Source organism: Mycobacterium barrassiae (assembly GCF_025822765.1).
In the GTDB taxonomy this organism is placed as follows: Bacteria; Actinomycetota; Actinomycetes; order Mycobacteriales; family Mycobacteriaceae; genus Mycobacterium; species Mycobacterium barrassiae.
Window position 1 is genome coordinate 326,206 of sequence record NZ_JACKUK010000016.1, and the last position, 18,538, is coordinate 344,743.

Here is an 18,538-nt window from a genome sequence, read left to right on the forward strand (position 1 = left end):
TCCCCCCGCGCTGCGCGCGGGTGGTGCCCCCAGTGCTGGCGCCTGCCCGCACCATCGATACCGCGGTGGCGACGGCGGAGCTGACGTCGTCGTCCGGCGGATAAAGCAGCGTGCGCCCGACGATGAGCCCACGCACCGACGGCAGCGCGAGTGCCTTCTCAAAGCTCGCGAACGCCTCGTCGGGGTCGGTCGGATCGCCCCCCAGCAGCAGCGTGGGCAACGTCGTCGCCTCCATGACGCGGTCCATCTCGTCGACCACCGGCAGCTTCAGCCAGGTGTACGCGGATGTCGAGCCGATGCCCTGGCTGATGTGGACCGACTTGATGACGGCGTCAGGTGACAGGTCGTTGCGGACCTTCCCGTCGATGCGTGACGACATGAACGGCTCGAGCATCGCGATCAGACCGCGGGCGGCCAGTTCGTCCACCGCGCGTGCACATGCCGCCATGGTCGCGACGGTCCCCGCATCGTCGAGATCGATGCGGCACAACATCTTTCCGCCGTTCATCTTCGCCGCCGCGGTGGATGCCGCCGTGGCGGCCGTCATCCGATCGTCGAGTTCGAACGACGCGCCTGCCAGCCCTCCGCGATTGAGCGATGAGAAGACGACCTTGTCGTCGAGGGCGCCGAGCAGCACCAGGTCATCGAGAATGTCGGCGGTGGCGAGAACGCCGTCGACCCCGGGATCGGCGAGGGCGGCACGCAACCGGTCGAGCAGGTCGGTTCTGCTGTTCATCGCGGTCGGCCGCTTGCCGACGGCGAGTGCGCCGCGGGCGGGGTGGTCGGCGGCGACGATCATCAGGCGACCGTTGCCCCTGATCGTCTGGCGTGTCACGCGGTCCTGCCAGGCGCGGGAGATGGCGCCGGGATCGGTTGCGCGGAGTTCGGTGATCGCCGCGTAGTCGGCGCACAGTGCCTGCGATGCTGACCTAGGCATTGGCGGCCTCCGCTGCGGTCCGCTCGGCGAGTTCGGCCACCTCGGCGGCGGTCGGCATCGCGGTCGAGCACTCCAACCGGGACGCGACGATTGCGCCCGCGGCGTTGGCGTAGCGCAGTGTCTTCTCCAGGGTCCAGCCGTGCAACAGGCCGTGGCAGAGGCTGCCGCCGAACGCATCTCCGGCTCCGAGCCCGTTGACGACGTCGACCTGGTTGGGCGGAACCGTCACCGAGCTCTGCCTGGTCTTTCCGAGGACACCGCGGGGCCCCTGCTTGACGATGGCCAGCTCGACGCCGAGGTCCAGCAGCGCGTCGGCCGCCTTGCCCGGGTCGGATTCGCCGACGGCGATCTCACATTCCTCGCGGTTGCCCACCGCGACGGTGACATGCGCGAGCGCACGTCGTACCTGTTCGGTGGCCGCGGCGGGGGAGTCCCAGAACATCGGGCGGTAGTCGAGATCGAGGACGGTCAGCGGCGCCCGGTTGCGGGCTTCCCAGGCAGTGAAATGTGCGCTGCGGCTTGGCTCTTCGGAGAGCCCCGTGACGGTCGACCAGTACAGCCGTGCCGACTGAACGGCGTCGACGTCGATGTCGTCGGCGCTGATCTGGAGGTCGGGTGCGGTGGGGCGACGATAGAAGTACAGCGGGAAGTCGTCGGGCGGGAAGATCTCGCAGAACGTGACGGGGGTCGGATACTCGTCGTTGGTGACCACGAAGCGGTTGTCGACGCCCAGCCTCGCGAGTTCGGCGCTGACGAACTTGCCGAACGGGTCGGCGCCCACGCCGGAGATCAGAGCCGACCGGTTGCCCAGCCGCGCGGCGGCGACGGCGACGTTCGCGGCGCTGCCGCCGAGGAACTTGCCGAAGGTCTCCACGTCCTCCAGACCCACGCCGACCTGCAGGGGATAGACGTCGACACCGCAGCGCCCGATGGCGAGGACGTCATGTGGCGGTGTAGTCGTCAAGGTCGGCTCTCCACGAGGTAGGTGCGGCTGTCTATGACTGTGCCCGCCACCACTCGACCATGTCAATAGTTTGTCCTGACATTCTATCTTTCGATCATAGAATGCTAGGATTCAGCTACTGTTTGTCTGGTCATCACGAGATCGGAGACGACGTGCCCCTGGCGGTGGAGCTCGACAGGTCAAGCCCTGTCCCTCTCTACTATCAGCTCGCGCAGGCGATCGAGGCGGCGATACGCGATGGCGAACTCGCACCCGGCGACCGCTTCGAGAACGAGCTGGCTTTGGCGAAGCGATTGACCCTGTCGCGGCCGACGACGAGGCGTGCGATTCAGGAACTCGTCGACAAGGGTCTGCTCGTCCGCAAGCGCGGGGTCGGGACGCAGGTCGTGCAGAGTCCGGTGCACCGGCGCGTCGAGCTGACAAGCCTTTTCGACGACCTCGCGCGCGCCGGGCAGGAGCCGACCACCCAGTTGTTGGACTACACGGTCGGGCGGCCCGACGAAGAAGTCGCGCGTGAACTCAACATCGCCGAGGACCGCGAGGTGGTGTCCATTCACCGGCTGCGGTGCGCGAACGGCGAGCCGCTCGCGGTGATGATCAACCACCTGCCCGTCGAGATCGCGCCGGATGCCAGCGAGCTGGAAAGCGCGGGGTTGTATCAGTCCTTGCGGTCGCGCGGAGTGCACATCCGGCTGGCGCGCCAGCGAATCGGAGCGCGTGGCGCGACGCGGCCGGAGGCGCGACTGCTCGACGAGAAGGCCGGCGCGCCGCTGCTGACCATGACTCGTACCGCGTTCGACGACTCCGGCAGTGCCGTCGAGTACGGCACGCATTGCTACCGCGCATCGCGCTACTACTTCGACACCACACTGGTCGACCGCTGACCCCCCAGCTCGGCCTAGGAACTGAACGCGGATCGGAACGCTTCCAGTGCGGCAACGCTGTCGCCCGAGGCCCACGCCTCCATCCCGACGGTGCCGGTGAAGCCGATGTCGCGCAGTACCTTCGCGATGGCGGGGTAGTTGATCTCGCCGGTTCCCGGCTCGCACCGTCCCGGGACGTCGGCGACCTGGATCTCGCCGATGGCGTCACCGCAACGGCGGATGAGCTCGATGAGATTCCCCTCGCCGATCTGGGCGTGGTAGAGGTCGAGCATCATCTTCACGTTCGGATGCGCGACGCCCTCGACCAGTGCCAACGTGTCCTTCGCGCGGGCGAGCGGGACGCCGGGGTGGTCGACGATGGTGTTGAGGTTCTCGACGCAGAACTGCACGCCCGCGACGGCGCCGAGCTCACCGATGCGCTCCAGGGTGCGCAGCGCGGTCGGCCACATCTCGCCGGTCGCGCGATACCGAGGCCGCGCAGCCTTGCCGTCGATCAGCTCGGCGGTGTGCAGGTTCAAGCGCGAAACACCAAGTGTTTCCGCGGCTTTGACTGACAACTCGGCGGTGCGCACCACCTCGTGGGCGCTCGCCAGATCGATCAGGTCGCCGTGCAGATATCCCGTCATCGAGGTGAACTTCGCCCTGGTGGCCGCGAGCGCTTTCAGGTCCTTGTCGTGCCAGCTCCAGATCTCGACGGCGAAGCCCATGTCGTGGATGCGACGCACACGATCGATGAGCGGTAGCTCGGTGAACACCATCTCGGAGCAGACCGCAAGCTCGAAGTCCGTCATCGCGGCATCGCCTCCTTCGCTGACGGCACCCTAACATTTGACATGCAGTCCTAATGTCAGGACAAAGTATTGACTTTCCGCTGTGAGCCGTATTACATCGACCATGAGGCGTGCTGTGTCGCACGCGGACGACGAGCGTGAAGCTCCGAGAGTGCTCGCGCGAAGAGCGGAGGAGAGATGGGGTTCAGTCGGCTCGCGGCGGTCACCGGGGTGACGGTGCTCGTACTGGGAATCGCGTCGTGTTCATCGACCGGCGGAAAGCCGCGGGAGAGCGGCGGGGGAATGGGCGGTGGCACCGTCGACACGCCCCGCGCGACGATCGCGATGATCACCCACGAAGTGCCGGGTGACTCGTTCTGGGACCTGATTCGCAAGGGTGCGGAGACCGCGGCGCGGAAGGACAACATCGAGCTGCGCTATTCGAACGACCCCGAGGCGCCCAACCAGGCCAACCTCGTGCAGACCGCGATCGACAGCGGCGTCGACGGCATCGCGCTCACGCTGGCCAAGCCCGACGCGATGCGCGCCGCCGTCGCGGCCGCTGAGGCCAAGGGCATCCCCGTCGTCGCGTTCAACGCCGGCGGCGACGCCTGGCAACAGATGGGCGTCAAGGAGTTCTTCGGCCAGGACGAGTTCATCGCGGGCCAGGCCGCCGGCGACCGGTTGAAGCAGGACGGCGCGAAGAAGGTGCTGTGCGTCATCCAGGAACAGGGACACGTCGGACTCGAATCCCGCTGTGCCGGCGTGAAGAGCACCTTCCCCGCGACCGAGAACCTCAACGTCAACGGCAAGGACATGCCGTCGGTCGAATCGACGATCACCGCGAAACTGCAGCAGGACCGAAGCATTGACTACGTGGTGACGCTGGGCGCACCGTTCGCGTTGACCGCGGTGCAGTCGGCGAAGAACGCGGGCAGCAGCGCCAGGATCGGCACCTTCGACACCAACGCGGCGCTCGTCGACGCGATCAAGGCCGGCGATGTGCAATGGGCGGTCGATCAGCAGCCGTTCCTGCAGGGCTACCTGTCGATCGACTCGCTGTGGCTGTACCTGAACAACGGCAATGTGATCGGCGGCGGTAAAGAGACGCTGACCGGGCCGGCGTTCATCGACCAGTCGAACATCGACGCGGTGGCCGAGTACGCGAAGGGCGGGACGCGCTGATGTGGGCCCACGCCCGAAGGGCAGGGGACGCTTGCGCGAAGAAGGAAGTGGCCTGATGAGTACCGGTACAGAAGTCGACCTGGGCGAACGCAAGGTTATCCGCGACGAACGCGTCAAAGAGCGAAACCGCGTACAGCGACTGCTGATTCGCCCTGAGATGGGTGCACTGATCGGTGCGGTCGTCATCTTCATCTTCTTCTTCATCATGGCCCCGCCGTTCCGGTCGGCCGAGTCGCTGGCGACCGTGCTGTACGGCAGCTCGACCATCGGCATCATGGCGTGCGCGGTCGCCCTGCTGATGATCGGCGGAGAGTTCGACCTGTCGGCGGGTGTCGCAGTCACCACCGGTTCACTCGCGGCGTCCATGCTGGCCTGGAATTTCCACCTGAACCTCTGGGCCGGTGCAGGATTGGCGCTCATCCTGTCGCTCGGTGTCGGATTCTTCAACGGATACATGGTGATGAAGACCAAGATCCCGAGCTTCCTCATCACACTCGGCACCCTGCTGATGCTGACCGGGGCGAACATCGCGGTGACCAAGTGGGTCGCGGGGGCCGTCGCCACGCCGAGCGTCAGCGATATGGAGGGCTGGGACTCCGCGCGTGCGGTGTTCGCGTCGACGCTGACGATCTTCGGTGTGCCGGTGCGTATCACGGTCCTGTGGTGGCTGTTGTTCACTCTGATCGCGACCTATGTGTTGTTCAAGACGCGGATCGGCAACTGGATCTTCGCCGTCGGCGGAGACGCGGAGAGTGCGCGCGCGGTCGGTGTGCCGGTGACGGCCGTCAAGATCGGGCTCTTCATGTTCGTCGGGTTCGCCGCGTGGTTCTCCGGCATGCATCTTCTGTTCTCCTACAACACCGTTCAGTCCGGGCAGGGTGTGGGCCAGGAGTTCATCTACATCATCGCCGCGGTCATCGGCGGATGTCTGCTCACGGGCGGGTACGGCACGGCCATCGGCGCCGCGATCGGTGCGTTCATCTTCGGGATGGTGCAGCAGGGCATCGTCTATGCGGGCTGGGAACCGGACTGGTTCAAGTTCTTCATGGGCGTGATGCTGCTGTTCGCGGTGATCGCCAACAACGCATTCCGCAACTACGCCGCGAAGAGGTGACCCATGACCGCAACTGTTGATCAAGCCGTCGAAGAAGCGCCGTCCGGAGGCAAGGTGCCGCTGGTCGAGCTCAAGAACGTCGGCAAGATGTACGGCAACATCACTGCGCTGAAAGACATCTCGCTGCGTGTCCATGCGGGTGAAGTGACGGGCATTCTCGGTGACAACGGCGCAGGTAAGTCGACATTGATCAAGATCATCGCCGGCTATCACCCGCCGAGCGAGGGTGAGCTTCTCGTCGACGGTGAGCCCGCCCGCTTCGCGTCGCCCAAAGATGCGTTGGCCAAGGGCATCGCCACCGTGTATCAGAACCTGGCCGTCGTGCCGCTGATGCCGGTGTGGCGCAACTTCTTCCTCGGCCAGGAGATCCGGAAGAAGTCCTTCCCGTTCTCGCTGGACTCGAACGCGATGCGAGCCACCACGCTGAGCGAACTGTCGAAGATGGGCATCGATCTGCCCGACGTCGATGTGCCGATCGGCTCGCTGTCCGGCGGTCAACGCCAGTGTGTGGCGATCGCGCGGGCGGTGTTCTTCGGGGCGCGGGTGCTGATTCTCGACGAGCCGACCGCCGCGCTCGGCGTCAAGCAGTCGGGGGTGGTGCTGAAGTACATCAGCGCTGCCAAGGAGGCCGGTTTCGGCGTGGTGTTCATCACACACAACCCGCACCACGCGCACATGGTCGGTGACCACTTTGTGCTGCTCAACCGCGGTCGACAGAAGCTGGACTGCACGTATGACGACATCACGCTCGAACACCTGACGCAGGAGATGGCGGGGGGCGACGAACTCGAGGCCCTGTCCCACGAACTGCGAGGTAAAGGGGCATAACCAGGCGCCCGGAGGGCCTGCACTGTTCCACCGATGTTCACCCGCACGGCCGCGTGGTCGATGGCCGGGTTCTGAGTTTGCCTGCACAATGGTTGGGTGCATACCGAACCCGAACCGAAGCGCCACGCGCCCGTCTGGCGTGACCCGCTGTCTGCGGGGTGGCGTGCGCACCGGGGGCTGCTGCTGCTCCGTCTGCGGTGGCACGAGCGGCGCGTAGCGCCCGAGCGCCCCCAGTAGTTCACAACCCCAGTAGTCGCACCGTCTCCGTCCGCATCTCCACCTTGCGCACCTTCCCGGTCACCGTCATCGGGAACGCGTCGACGACGTGGACATACCGCGGGATCTTGTAGTGCGCGAGCTTTCCCGATGCGAATGCCCGCACAGCCTCGGCATCCAGCGCGGTGCGGCCCGGTCGCATCTTGATCCACGCGCAGATCTCTTCGCCGTACTTCTCGTCGGGGACGCCGATCACCTGGGCGTCGTCGATGTCGGGGTGGGTGTAGAGAAACTCCTCCACCTCGCGCGGATACACGTTCTCACCGCCGCGGATCACCATGTCCTTGATGCGGCCGATGATCATGCAGTAGCCGTCATCCCGCATCACCGCCAGATCGCCGGTGTGCATCCAGCCCTCGTCGTCGATGGCCTCGCGGGTCCGCTCGTCGTCGTTCCAGTAGCCCAACATCACCGAATACCCCCGGGTGCAAAACTCGCCCGGCTCACCACGTTTCACGGTTTTGCCGCTGTCGGGGTCGACAACCCTGATCTCCACGTGCGGATGCACCCGTCCCACCGTGGCCGTGCGGCGGTCCAGGTCGTCGTCGATCAGCGTCTGGCAGGACACCGGTGAGGTCTCCGTCATGCCGTAGGCGATCGACAACTCGGGAATGTTCAGCTCGCTGCCGCACCGCTTCATCAGCTCCATCGGGCAGGTGGCCCCTGCCATGATCCCGGTGCGCAGCGAGGACAGGTCGCGCTCAGCCAGATCCGGGTGTCCGAGCATCGCGATGAACATCGTCGGCACGCCGTAAACGGCTGTGCAGCGTTCCTTTTCGATCGCCTCCAGGGTCGCGCCTGGGTCGAAGCCTGCCGAGGGGATCACCATCGTGGCACCGTGGGTGGTACAGCCCAGGTTGCCCATCACCATGCCGAAGCAGTGGTAGAAGGGCACCGGTATGCACAGCCGCTCGCCGGGGCCGAGCTTGATGAGCTCGGTGACGAAGAAGCCGTTGTTGAGGATGTTCCGGTGGGACAGCGTCGCACCTTTCGGTGAACCTGTTGTGCCCGAGGTGTATTGGATGTTGATCGGGTCGCTCGGTTGCAGGCTCTCCATCCGCGAGCGCAGATCGGCCGCAGACACTTTGTCGGCGCGACCGCACAAGCGGTCCCAGTCGGCGGTGTCCAGGAACACGACCTCGGTCACGTCGGGGATCTCGGGGCGTACCTCGTCGACCATGCTGCGGTAGTCGGAGGCCTTGAACGTCGTCGCCGACACCAGCATCCGCGTGCCCGACTGACGTAGCACGTAGGCCAACTCGTGGGTGCGGTAGGCGGGGTTGACCGCAACCAGTATCGCGCCGATCTTGGCTGTCGCGTACTGAAGAATCGTCCACTCGGGGCAATTGGGTGCCCAGATGCCGACGCGGTCGCCGCGTTGGATATCGCTGGCCATCAGAGCCCGTGCCACGCGGTCGATCTCGTCGTTCAGCTCGGTGTACGTCCAGCGCCCGCCGCTTGATGCGTCGACGAGGGCCTCCGCGTCGGGGTACGTCGACGCGGTGTGCTCGAAGTTCGCGCCGATCGTCTCGTCGAGCAGGGGAGTGTCGGTGGGGCCGACCGCATACGATCCGGCCCCGTCGATAAACGCGGTCATCGTCGGCTCCTTGTCAATGAGGGATCACAGGCCCGCGCGATCGGCGAGCAGTCGGCGATGGTGCCTGCTGCCGCCGAAGAGGGCCTTGGTGGTGGTGGCACGCCGAAAGAACAAGTGCACGTCGTGCTCCCACGTGAAAGCGATGCCGCCGTGGGCCTGGATGGCAGAACCGGCGCACAGGGCAAAGGTGTCTGCAGCCTGCGCTTTCGCCAGCGGGCCGACGATCTGCAATTCATGGTCGTCCGATGCGCTCATCGCGGCGTACATCACCGCCGCACGGGTGGCGTCGATCTCGATCATCATGTCTGCGCAGATGTGCTTCACTGCTTGGAACGAGCCGATTGGGCGACCGAATTGCATGCGGTTGCAGGCATATTCGACGGTCATTGCGAGACACGCCTCGGCGCCGCCCAGCATCTCTGCGGCCAGTAGCACCCGCGCGATGTCCAGCGTCCGTTCGATGTCGTCGGCCGAGCCCGCCGTCAGCACCTCGGCGGGAGCCTGCGTCAGCTCCACCCTGGCGACGGGCCGGGTGATGTCGAACGACGGCAGGCTCACGACAGTGACCCCGGGATCGTCGGCCGCCACCACGTGGAGCATGACCTCACCGTCGGTGACCGCAGGCACGATGAACAGGTCGGCGATATGGCCGTGCAGGACGGGACCACACACTCCGGTGAGTACGGTGCGGCCACCATCGCGGTGGGCGTGCACCGGCGCCGCGGACGGGTCGCAGTCGCGGGGTCCGGCAACGGCGAGCGCACCGATCTGCTCACCGCGCAGCAGTCCCTTCAGCAGTCTGGTCCGCTGCTCCTCGTCGCCGGTGCGCAGCACCGCCTCGATGGCGAAGGTGGTGGCCGCCAACGGAACCGGTGTCAACGCCCGGCCCAGTTCGCCGAACGCGATCGCGGCTCCCACCAATGTGGCGCCTGCACCGCCGTACTCGACCGGCACGTGCAGGCCCGGCAGTTCCATCTCGGTGCACAGTCGCTGCCACACCGTCGGGTCGTGGCCGGCGGCGTCACGCACATGCGCGAGCGGTGCGACGTCCTGCAGAAAGCCGCTCAATGAGGCGCGGAAGTCGTCTTGTTCTGTGCTGTAACGGAAATCCATGTCAACGCTCCCCGCCTACCCCGGCATACGGACTCGGCTCCTTTGGCAGACCCAACAGCCGCTCGGCGATCACGTTGCGCTGGATTTGCGAACTGCCCGCGTAGATCGTCGCGGCGCGGGCATAGAGCAATTCGTCCATCCAGCGCGCCGCGGAGTTCGGGGTTCCGGGTTCGGGGATTATCAGCGCTGCACCGTTGCCGAAACCCTGAGGGCCGAGCGTCTCTAGTCCGAGGATCTCGGCAGCGAGTTCGGTGTGCCGCCTGAAGTACTCGCTCCACATGACCTTGCTGATCGCCGCGTCGGCGCCGGGTGGCCGCCCGTCCACCAGTAGCGTCAACCCGCGATAGCCCTGATAGCGCATGATCTGAACCCGGGAGTAGCACCACGCCAACTCGTCGCGGATGTGCGGGTCCGTGTGCAGACCGCGGTCCTTGGCGAGTTCGTGCAGCAGCTCCAGGTCGCGGCCGAAATCGATGGCCGCCGTGGTGACCTGCGAACCCCGTTCGAAGGCGAGCAGCGTCATCGCCGTCGACCACCCGCCGCCCACACCGCCGAGCACGTTGTCGACCGGTGCCCGCGCATCGGTGAGGAACACCTCGCTGAACGAGGCGTGCCCGGCGGCGTTGACGATCGGCCGGACCTCAACGCCGGGCTGGTCCATCGGAGTGAGGATCAGCGAGAGCCCCTTGTGTTTGGGCGCGTTGGGGTCCGTCCTGGCGAGGACGAATATCCAGTTGGCTGTGGGGCCCGCGGACGTCCAGATCTTCTGCCCGTTGATCACCCACTCGTCGCCGTCGAGCACGGCCCTGGTCCGTACCGAGGCCAGGTCCGAGCCGGCCTCGGGCTCGGAGAAGCCCTGGCACCAGCGATCCTCGCCGGACAGGATGCGCGGGAGGAAATGCTTTTTCTGTTCCTCGGAGCCGAGCGCAATCAGCGTGTTGCCAAGCAGTTGGATTCCCAGCAAGTCGTTCTCCAAAGGCTCGGGCGCGCCCGCGCGGGCGAACTCCTCGGCCAGTACCACCTGTTCGATGACGGACAGGCCGGCGCCGCCGTACTCCTTCGGCCACGACACCGCGACCAGCCCGCGGTTGGCAAGGGTGCGGCGCCACTGGTGCGCGAACGTTCGACGCTCGTCGGGCGGCAGCGCCCCGCCTCCCGACCAGCCGGCGGGGAGGTGCTCTGCCAGGAGCGCCTGGATGCGGGTGCGGAACGCTTCCGCTTCGGGCGGGTAGTCGGCGTCCATCGCGTCAGGGCCGCTTCTTGGCTGCGGGCAGGATCTCCGGGGCGATGCGCCAGTCGTCGAGCCCGTACTCGACCGTTCCGTACGACAGCGCTCCGCCGGTCACCTCGGCCCAGTGCGCGTGATTGAGCTGATGGATCTTGAAACAGGCCTCGAGCGCCGTCGAGAAACCCATCGCATCGACGGTCTGGTTCACCGATTCCTTGATGAGCAGCGCCGCGACCGTCGGTAGTTTGGCGATGCGCCGGGCGAACTCGAGCGTGCAATCCGCCAATTCGTCGTTTGGAAAGACCTTGCTCACCATGCCGATGGCGTGTGCTTCGTCGGCGCCCAGCGAGTCGCCGGTGAGCAGGAGTTCCTTGGCCTTGCGTGGCCCGAACTCCCAGGGATGGCCGAAGTACTCCACACCGCACATGCCGAGCCGGGTGCCGACGACGTCGGCGAAGACGGTGTCCTCGCCCGCGACGATGAGGTCACAGCACCAGGCCAGCATCAGGCCCGCGGAAAGCACCATTCCGTGCACCTCGGCGACGGTGATCTTGCGCAGATTGCGCCATCGCTTGGTGTTCTCGAAGAAGTAGTGCCACTCCTGCCGGTTGCGGGACTCCACGCCGCCGTAAGTCCCGCCGTTGCACTGGTAGGTGGGATGTTGGTCGGGCCCGGGCGTCCGTTCGCGGACGTCGGTGGGGGAGCCGAGGTCGTGTCCCGCGGAAAAGGACGGGCCTACCGCCCGGAGGAGCACCACCCGGACTTCGTCGTCCATTTCGGCCAGTTCGAAGGCCGTGCCCAACTCCACGAGCATTCCGCGGTTCTGCGCGTTGCGTTGTTTCGGGCGATTGAGCGTGATGACGGCGATCTGGCCCTTGTCGATGACCTCGTAGCCGATGTAGTCGAAATCCGGCACGAATGGCTCCCTTCCAGGAGTGAACTAGCCGCACGGTGCTTGTTCGCGGTGTGCGAGGTCACGGGTGGATGACGGGGCTGAGATTACGCGGCCAGAGACCAATATGTCCATAAGCAATACGCGAAGCAAGAATCTACAAATGAAGAAACCACCAAGAAAACTGGTTCTTGCGCCGGAGGATGTATCTTGCTAGTACTGTGTTGTACATCGCAGCCGGCGATATCGCGGAGTGCCAAGGGACGGGCTCGTCCCCGCCGATGTGATCGAGCGCTGCCACGACGTGAGAAGGGTTGAGATGGAGATCGGAATTTTCCTCATGCCGGCGCACCCGCCGGAGCGGAGCCTGTACGACGCCACCCAATGGGACCTGGACGTCATCGAGCTCGCCGACCAACTCGGTTACGTCGAGGCCTGGGTGGGAGAGCACTTCACCGTGCCGTGGGAGCCGATCTGTGCACCCGACCTATTGCTGGCGCAGGCGCTGCTCCGCACGAAGAACATCAAGTTGGCACCCGGCGCTCACCTGTTGCCGTACCACCACCCGGTGGAGCTGGCGCACCGCGTCGCGTACTTCGACCATCTCGCCCAGGGCCGGTTCATGCTCGGCGTCGGCGCCAGCGGCATCCCGGGTGACTGGGCGTTGTTCGACGTGGACGGACACAACGGCGAACACCGCGAAATGACGCGCGAAGCCCTGGAGATCATGTTGCGCGTGTGGACCGACGACGGGCCCTGGGAACATCGCGGAAAGTACTGGAACGCCAACGGGATTGCGCCGATGTACGACGGCTTGATGCGCCGTCACATCAAACCCTTCCAGGCGCCCCACCCGCCCATCGGGGTCACCGGCTTCAGCGCGGGCTCAGAAACGCTGAAGCTCGCAGGCGAACGTGGCTACATACCGATGAGCCTCGACCTCAACACCGACTACGTGGCGACGCACTGGGATGCCGTGCTCGAAGGGGCAGAACGCAGCGGCCGCACTCCCGACCGTCGCGAGTGGCGGCTCGTGCGTGAAGTCGTCGTGGCGGAAACGGACGAAAAGGCGTTCCGCTACGCCGTCGACGGCATGCTTGGACGCAACATGCGCGAGTACGTCCTACCGACCTTCAAGACGATGGGTATGACGAAGTTCTACAAGCACGACCCTTCCGTACCCGATGCCGACGTCACGCCGGAGTACCTGGCCGAGAACACGTTTGTCGTCGGATCGGTCGAGACGGTGGTGGACAAGCTGGAGGCCACCTACGACCAGGTCGGCGGGTTCGGCCATCTGTTGATCCTCGGATTCGACTACATCGACAACCCGGGTCCGTGGAAGGAGTCGATGCGGTTGCTGGCAGAGGAGGTCATGCCCCGGCTCAACGCGCGCATTGCGAAGAAGCCGGCGGCCGCGGTCGTCTGAGAGCAGGAAAGGGCAGCTGGCATGGAGGCTCATCAGATCACCGTCCGATACTCGGATGGCGCGCAGAAGACGATGCCGGTGCAGCCGGATCAGTCGATCCTGGAGGCCGCCGAGGAGCACGGCGTCGCCATCGTCAACGAGTGCCAGAGCGGCATCTGCGGTACATGCGTCGCGACCTGCGTCTCCGGCGACTACGAGATGGGGCGCACCGAAGGGCTGTCCGACGTGGAGCGGGCAGCGCGAAAGATCCTGACGTGCCAGACCTTTGCCGAGTCGGACTGCCAGATCGACCTGGAGTACCCGGTGGACGACAACGCGGCACGGCTGGTCACCGGGCACGGTGTGGTGAGCGCGGTGAACAAGGTGTCGGCCACGACGGCGATTCTGCGCGTTGACGTCTCGGGCATGGCCGACTCGATCGTCTACAAGGCCGGCCAGTTCGCCCAGTTGCAGGTTCCCGGCACCAACGCGTGGCGTAACTATTCCTACGCGCATCCCAGCGACGGCCGCGACGAACTGGAGTTCATCATCCGGCTGCTGCCCCACGGGGTCATGTCGGACTACTTGCGCGACCGGGTGAAGCCGGGGGACCGTATCGCGTTGCGGTGCAGCAAGGGTGGCTTCTATCTGCGCCCCGTCGTGCGGCCGGTGATCCTTGTCGCGGGTGGTACGGGCCTGTCGGCGATCCTGGCGATGGCGCAGAGCCTCGACTCCGAGGTCGGGCAGCCGGTCCACCTGCTGTACGGTGTCACCAGCTACGAAGATCTGTGCAAGCTCGACGAGATCGAAGCGCTCAGCAAGCGCATCCCCGGCTTGACGTCGCACCTCATCGTGTCGCAACCCGCGCCGGAGTGGGACGGGCCCGTCGGACTGGTCACCGACCTGCTTGACGCGGGAATGCTGGATGACGGCGACGCCGATATCTACCTGTGCGGTCCGGCGGCGATGGTCGAAGCCACCCGGAACTGGCTGGACAACAACGGTATTCACCGCATCGGGCTGTACTACGAGAAGTTCGTACCCAGCGGCGCCGTGCGACGGCGAACACCTCCTTACCTGGACTACGCACAACTCGATCTGGCCGATGTGCGCCGATGCGGCCGAGGGACCGCGGTTGTCGTCGGCGGCAGTATCGCGGGGATTGCCGCGGCCAAGGTGCTCACCGAGTCGTTCGAGCGGGTGATCGTCCTGGAGAAGGACGGCAGGCACTCGCGCCGGGAGGGTAGACCCGGTGCGGCGCAGGGCTGGCATCTACACCACCTGCTCACGGCCGGACAGATCGAGTTGGAGCGGATCTTCCCCGGCATCGTCGAGGACATGGTGCGTGAGGGCGCGTTCAAGGTCGACATGGCCGATCAGTACCGCATCCGATTGGGCGGCACCTGGAAGAAGCCCGGCACCAGCGATATTCAGATCGTCTGTGCAGGACGCCCGCTGCTCGAATGGTGCGTGCGACGCCGGTTGGACGACGAGCCCCGCATCGAATTCCGCTACGAGTCCGAGGTCGGCGACCTCGTCTATGACCGCGCCAGCAACACCGTCATCGGTGTCGCCGTGAACCACGACGGTGAACTCGAGGTGGTGCCGGCAGAATTCGTGCTCGACGCCTCCGGCAAGAACACCCGCATCCCGGAGTTCCTGGACCGCATCGGGATCGGTGCACCCGAGGTCGAGCAGGACATCATCAACTGCTTCTACTCCACCATGCAGCACCATGTGCCTCCGGAGCGGCAGTGGCAGGACAAGGTGATGGTGATCTGTTACGCCTACCGCCCGTATGAGGACACCTACGCCGCGCAGTACTACACCGACAGCTCGCGCACCATTTTGTCCACATCGCTTGTCGCATACAACTGCTACTCGCCGCCGCGTACCGCGCAGGAGTTCCGTAAGTTCGCCGACCTGATGCCGTCACCTGTCGTGGGGGAGAACATCGACGGACTGGAACCGGCCTCACCGATCTACAACTTCCGCTACCCCAACATGCTTCGGCTGCGGTACGAGAAGAAGCGGAACCTCCCGCGCGCATTGCTGGTGGTGGGCGACGCCTACACCAGCGCCGATCCGGTGTCGGGTCTCGGTATGAGCCTGGCGCTCAAGGAAGTACGCGAGATGCAGCTACTGCTGGCGAAGTGCGGCGCAGGGCATCCGGATCTGCCGCGTCGCTACTACCGCAAGATCAGCAAGATGGCAGATACGGCCTGGTTCGTGATCCGCGAGCAGAACCTGCGCTTCGACTGGATCAAGGACGTGCGTGCCAAGCGCCCGTTCTACTTCGGTGCCCTCACCTGGTACATGGATCGCGTTCTGGAGTTGGTGCACGACGACCTCGACACGTATCGCGAATTCCTCGCGGTCGTCCACCTGGTCAAGCCCCCTGCGGCCCTGATGAAACCGAAGGTCGCCGGGCGGGTGCTCGGTAAGTGGGCGCGCACGAGATTGTCGGGGCAGAAGACGCTGATTGCACGCAACTACGAGGACCGCACGGTGCCCGCTGTCGATCACCTGGCCCAAACCGACGAAATGGCAGTCGGTTTGGCCGGCACTCCCACACACTGAACGCGAGAAGAGAGGCGACCACGATGGGCCAGATTCACCGGATGCTCGACTGCCGGGGCACGCGGATCCACGCTGTCGAGGAGGGCGAGGGTCCGCTCGTGGTGTTGATCCACGGGTTCCCGGAGTCCTGGTACTCGTGGCGGCATCAGCTGCCAGCGCTTGCCGAGGCCGGCTACCGCGCGGTCGCCATCGACCAGCGTGGGTACGGGCGTTCGTCGAAGTACCGGGTGCAGAAGGCGTACCGCATCAAGGAACTCGCCGGCGACATTCTCGGGGTCATCGACGCCTACGGTGAGAAGCAGGCCGTCGTGGTCGGACATGACTGGGGTGCGCCGGTGGCCTGGACCTTCGCCTGGCTTCATCCGGATCGATGTGCGGGCGTGGCGGGACTCAGCTGTCCGTTCGCCGGGCGCGGCGTGATTGCGTTGCCAGGCAGCCCGTTCGGGGAGCGACGCCCCAATGACTACCACCTCGAGATCGCCGGGCCGGGCAAAGTCTGGTACCAGGACTATTTCTCGGCGCAGGACGGCATCATCGCCGAGATCGAGGAGGATCTGCGCGGCTGGCTGGTCGGGCTCACTTACACGGTGTCCGGTGACGGCATGATCGCTGCCACGCGCGCGGCCGAGGCGGCGGGCGTTGACCTGGCGGCCATGGATCCGTTGGACGTGATCCGGGCCGGGCCGCTGTGCATGGACGAGGGTGCGCGGCTCAAGGACGCATTCGTCTATCCGGAGAAGTTGCCCGACTGGTTCACCGAAGAGGACGTCGATTTCTACACAGGCGAATTCGAGCGGTCCGGGTTCGGCGGACCGCTGAGCTTCTATCACAACATCGACAACGACTGGCACGACCTGGCCGACCAGGAAGGCAAACCGCTGACCCCGCCGGCGGTGTTCATCGGCGGGCAGTACGACGTGGGCACCACGTGGGGGCTCGAGGCCATCGCACGTGCCGACGAAGTGATGCCGAACTACACCGGCACCCACATGGTCGACAATGTCGGGCACTGGATTCAGCAGGAGGAGCCCAAGGAGATCAACCGGCTGCTGCTCGATTTCCTGCACGGGCTGCGCTAGCAGGGATGCCCGATCCGCATGCAGCCGATACCCGCACAGTCTCTTGACGACGCAGAGTTGCGCCGGGTATTCGGATGCTTCCCGTCCGGGGTGATCGCGGTCGGCGCGGTCGTCGACGGAGAGCCGGTCGGGATGGCGGCGAGCTCGTTCACCTCGGTCTCGGTCACCCCGCCACTGGTGTCGATATGCGTGCAGAACAGCTCGGCGACGTGGCCGCGGCTGCGGGACCGCGACAGGCTGGGTGTAAGTGTGCTCGCCGAAAACCACGGCGGGGCCTGCCTGAGCCTGTCGCGCAAGGTGGGGGACAGGTTCGCCGGGGTGCGCTGGACGCAACTGCCCAGCGGGGGCCTGTTCATCCACGGGGCCACTGCCTGGTTGGAGTGCCGCCGTCACGCCGAGATTCCGGCGGGTGACCACACGATCGTGCTGCTGGAGATCTGCGCTGTCGTCGCCGACCCGGACACACCACCACTTGTCTTCCATGGCAGTCGATTTCGCCGGCTCGCCGTCGCGGGGGCATCAGAGGAGCAGAGATGAGAACCAACGATGTCCGAGTGAGGCGCGCGGTCAAGGCGTTTGCGGGGGGTCGTCCCGTCGTCGTCACCGACAAAACTGCGCAGGGTGAGCAGGGCTATGTTGTTTTCGCGGCAGGGCAGGCCACCCCGAAGCTGCTCGCCTTCACCGTTCGGCACACCTCGGGATACGTCCGCATCGCACTGCCTGGCGAGGAGTGCGAACGGCTCAACCTGCCGCCCATGTGCGCACGCGACGGCGACCGATTCGGCGCCGCTGACCGCGTGACCGTGGATTGGCACGGAACGGGTACCGGCATCTCAGCGACAGACCGTGCGCGGACCATCGCGGCGCTCGCGGCGCCGGGGGCGCAGGCCTCCGACTTCCGGCGCCCGGGCCATGTGATTCCGGTGGCGGCCAGCGCCGGCGGCGTTCTCGAACGGCCGAGACCGGCGGAGGCGGCGGTCGATCTGGCCCGGCTGGCCGGCCTGCGCCCGGCAGGCGCCTTGTGCGAAATCGTCTCCCGCGAACATCCCGACGCGATGGCGCGCGGCACGGAGTTGATCGAGTTCGCCGCCACACACGGTCTGAGCATCGTGTCGATCGACGATCTGGCGCAGTATCGACTGCGCACCGAGCCGCAGGCCATCCGGTCCGCGGAGGCGGTCGTGCCCACCAAGGCCGGTGCCGCCCGCGTGATCGGCTTCCGGGATGTGCGTAACGGCGGCGAGCACCTGGCCGTGATCATCGGAACGGCCTGCGCCGACGTGCCGATGCTGCTGCACGTCCACGTCGAGTGCCTCACCGGCGACGTCTTCGGATCCACAGGGTGTCGATGTGGCGCCGAACTCGACCGCGCGCTGACGACGATGAGGGCGCGGGGGAGCGGCATGATCGTGTACCTACGGCCATCCGGACAGCTGCACGCCTGTGGACTGCCCGGCCGCGACGAAATGCTGGCAGGCGAACCCGTCTCGCAGACCGTGGCGTGGATCCTGCGGGATCTCGGGGTGCACAGTGTCCGGCTATCCGACGACGCGCAGGGGTTCGGCCTTGTGATGTTCGGGTCGATCCGGGAACACGGTCTACAGGCTGGCGGCACAGTCACGCCGTTGGCGTCGGCAGGGTGAGCAGGATGAGGATGAGAAAGACTACAGCGCAGACACATTC

15 protein-coding genes and 1 pseudogene are annotated in these 18,538 nt (G+C 65.8%); 9 read left to right on the plus strand and 7 right to left on the minus strand.

Annotation, left to right across the window (positions count from 1 at the left end; translation table 11 throughout):
• Nucleotides 1-46: 46 nt before the first annotated feature.
• Both H7J93_RS07445 and iolC read right to left on the minus strand, forming a co-directional pair.
• A pseudogene (locus tag H7J93_RS07445) lies at nt 47-937 on the minus strand (Cgl0159 family (beta/alpha)8-fold protein); the annotation flags it as partial.
• Nucleotides 930-1,901 carry a 5-dehydro-2-deoxygluconokinase gene (gene iolC / locus H7J93_RS07450; RefSeq protein ID WP_267305641.1) on the minus strand — a complete coding sequence of 324 codons (972 nt, stop codon included), beginning with the start codon at nt 1,899-1,901 and terminating at the stop codon, nt 930-932. The gene iolC and the pseudogene H7J93_RS07445, both read right to left, overlap by 8 nt.
• Nucleotides 1,902-2,002: 101 nt before the next feature.
• Between iolC and H7J93_RS07455 the strand changes: the two genes are divergently transcribed.
• Nucleotides 2,003-2,785: a GntR family transcriptional regulator gene (locus H7J93_RS07455; RefSeq protein ID WP_276021447.1), complete on the plus strand. Its 783-nt coding sequence runs from the start codon at nt 2,003-2,005 to the stop codon at nt 2,783-2,785.
• Between the two features lie 14 nt (nt 2,786-2,799).
• On the opposite strand, the gene H7J93_RS07460 is transcribed toward H7J93_RS07455, so the two are convergent.
• On the minus strand, nt 2,800-3,576 hold the full coding sequence (locus H7J93_RS07460) for a TIM barrel protein (RefSeq protein WP_267305642.1): 777 nt from the start codon (nt 3,574-3,576) through the stop codon (nt 2,800-2,802).
• 177 nt (nt 3,577-3,753) lie between these two features.
• On the opposite strand from H7J93_RS07460, the gene H7J93_RS07465 reads away from it, so the two are divergent.
• From H7J93_RS07465 to H7J93_RS07475, 3 genes are read left to right on the plus strand one after another with little or no spacing between them, the layout of a single operon-like run.
• Nucleotides 3,754-4,740, plus strand: a complete 987-nt coding sequence (locus H7J93_RS07465) for a substrate-binding domain-containing protein (protein ID WP_267305643.1) — start codon at nt 3,754-3,756, stop codon at nt 4,738-4,740.
• A gap of 55 nt (nt 4,741-4,795) precedes the next feature.
• On the plus strand, nt 4,796-5,854 hold the full coding sequence (locus H7J93_RS07470; protein ID WP_267305644.1) for an ABC transporter permease: 1,059 nt from the start codon (nt 4,796-4,798) through the stop codon (nt 5,852-5,854).
• A gap of 3 nt (nt 5,855-5,857) precedes the next feature.
• A complete protein-coding gene (locus tag H7J93_RS07475) occupies nt 5,858-6,682 on the plus strand; it encodes an ATP-binding cassette domain-containing protein (RefSeq protein ID WP_267305645.1) in 825 nt (274 codons plus the stop codon).
• A gap of 238 nt (nt 6,683-6,920) precedes the next feature.
• Here the strand turns inward: H7J93_RS07475 and H7J93_RS07480 are convergent, their stop codons facing one another.
• The 4 genes from H7J93_RS07480 to H7J93_RS07495 are packed head-to-tail and all read right to left on the minus strand — an operon-like array spanning nt 6,921 to nt 11,812.
• A complete protein-coding gene (locus H7J93_RS07480; RefSeq protein ID WP_267305646.1) occupies nt 6,921-8,555 on the minus strand; it encodes an AMP-binding protein in 1,635 nt (544 codons plus the stop codon).
• A 24-nt stretch (nt 8,556-8,579) separates the two neighbouring features.
• Nucleotides 8,580-9,668: an acyl-CoA dehydrogenase family protein gene (locus tag H7J93_RS07485; protein ID WP_267305647.1), complete on the minus strand. Its 1,089-nt coding sequence runs from the start codon at nt 9,666-9,668 to the stop codon at nt 8,580-8,582.
• A 1-nt stretch (nt 9,669) separates the two neighbouring features.
• Nucleotides 9,670-10,911 (minus strand): acyl-CoA dehydrogenase, encoded by a 1,242-nt coding sequence (locus H7J93_RS07490; protein WP_267305648.1) that lies wholly within the window; start codon nt 10,909-10,911, stop codon nt 9,670-9,672.
• A gap of 4 nt (nt 10,912-10,915) precedes the next feature.
• Complete coding sequence (locus tag H7J93_RS07495) at nt 10,916-11,812, minus strand: enoyl-CoA hydratase (RefSeq protein ID WP_267305649.1); 897 nt, start codon at nt 11,810-11,812, stop codon at nt 10,916-10,918.
• Nucleotides 11,813-12,107: 295 nt separating this feature from the next.
• On the opposite strand from H7J93_RS07495, the gene H7J93_RS07500 reads away from it, so the two are divergent.
• The 5 genes from H7J93_RS07500 to H7J93_RS07520 are packed head-to-tail and all read left to right on the plus strand — an operon-like array spanning nt 12,108 to nt 18,498.
• The gene (locus H7J93_RS07500) at nt 12,108-13,217 is read left to right on the plus strand and encodes an LLM class flavin-dependent oxidoreductase (RefSeq protein WP_267305650.1); all 1,110 of its coding nucleotides are present in this window, start codon (nt 12,108-12,110) and stop codon (nt 13,215-13,217) included.
• Nucleotides 13,218-13,238: 21 nt separating this feature from the next.
• Nucleotides 13,239-15,776, plus strand: a complete 2,538-nt coding sequence (locus H7J93_RS07505; RefSeq protein ID WP_267305651.1) for an FAD-binding oxidoreductase — start codon at nt 13,239-13,241, stop codon at nt 15,774-15,776.
• Nucleotides 15,777-15,799: 23 nt separating this feature from the next.
• Complete coding sequence (locus H7J93_RS07510; RefSeq protein WP_267305652.1) at nt 15,800-16,855, plus strand: alpha/beta fold hydrolase; 1,056 nt, start codon at nt 15,800-15,802, stop codon at nt 16,853-16,855.
• A gap of 18 nt (nt 16,856-16,873) precedes the next feature.
• Complete coding sequence (locus tag H7J93_RS07515; RefSeq protein WP_267305653.1) at nt 16,874-17,392, plus strand: flavin reductase family protein; 519 nt, start codon at nt 16,874-16,876, stop codon at nt 17,390-17,392.
• The gene (locus tag H7J93_RS07520; protein ID WP_267305654.1) at nt 17,389-18,498 is read left to right on the plus strand and encodes a 3,4-dihydroxy-2-butanone-4-phosphate synthase; all 1,110 of its coding nucleotides are present in this window, start codon (nt 17,389-17,391) and stop codon (nt 18,496-18,498) included. Before H7J93_RS07515 ends, H7J93_RS07520 begins: the two co-directional genes overlap by 4 nt.
• The last annotated feature ends 40 nt before the right edge of the window (nt 18,499-18,538 follow it).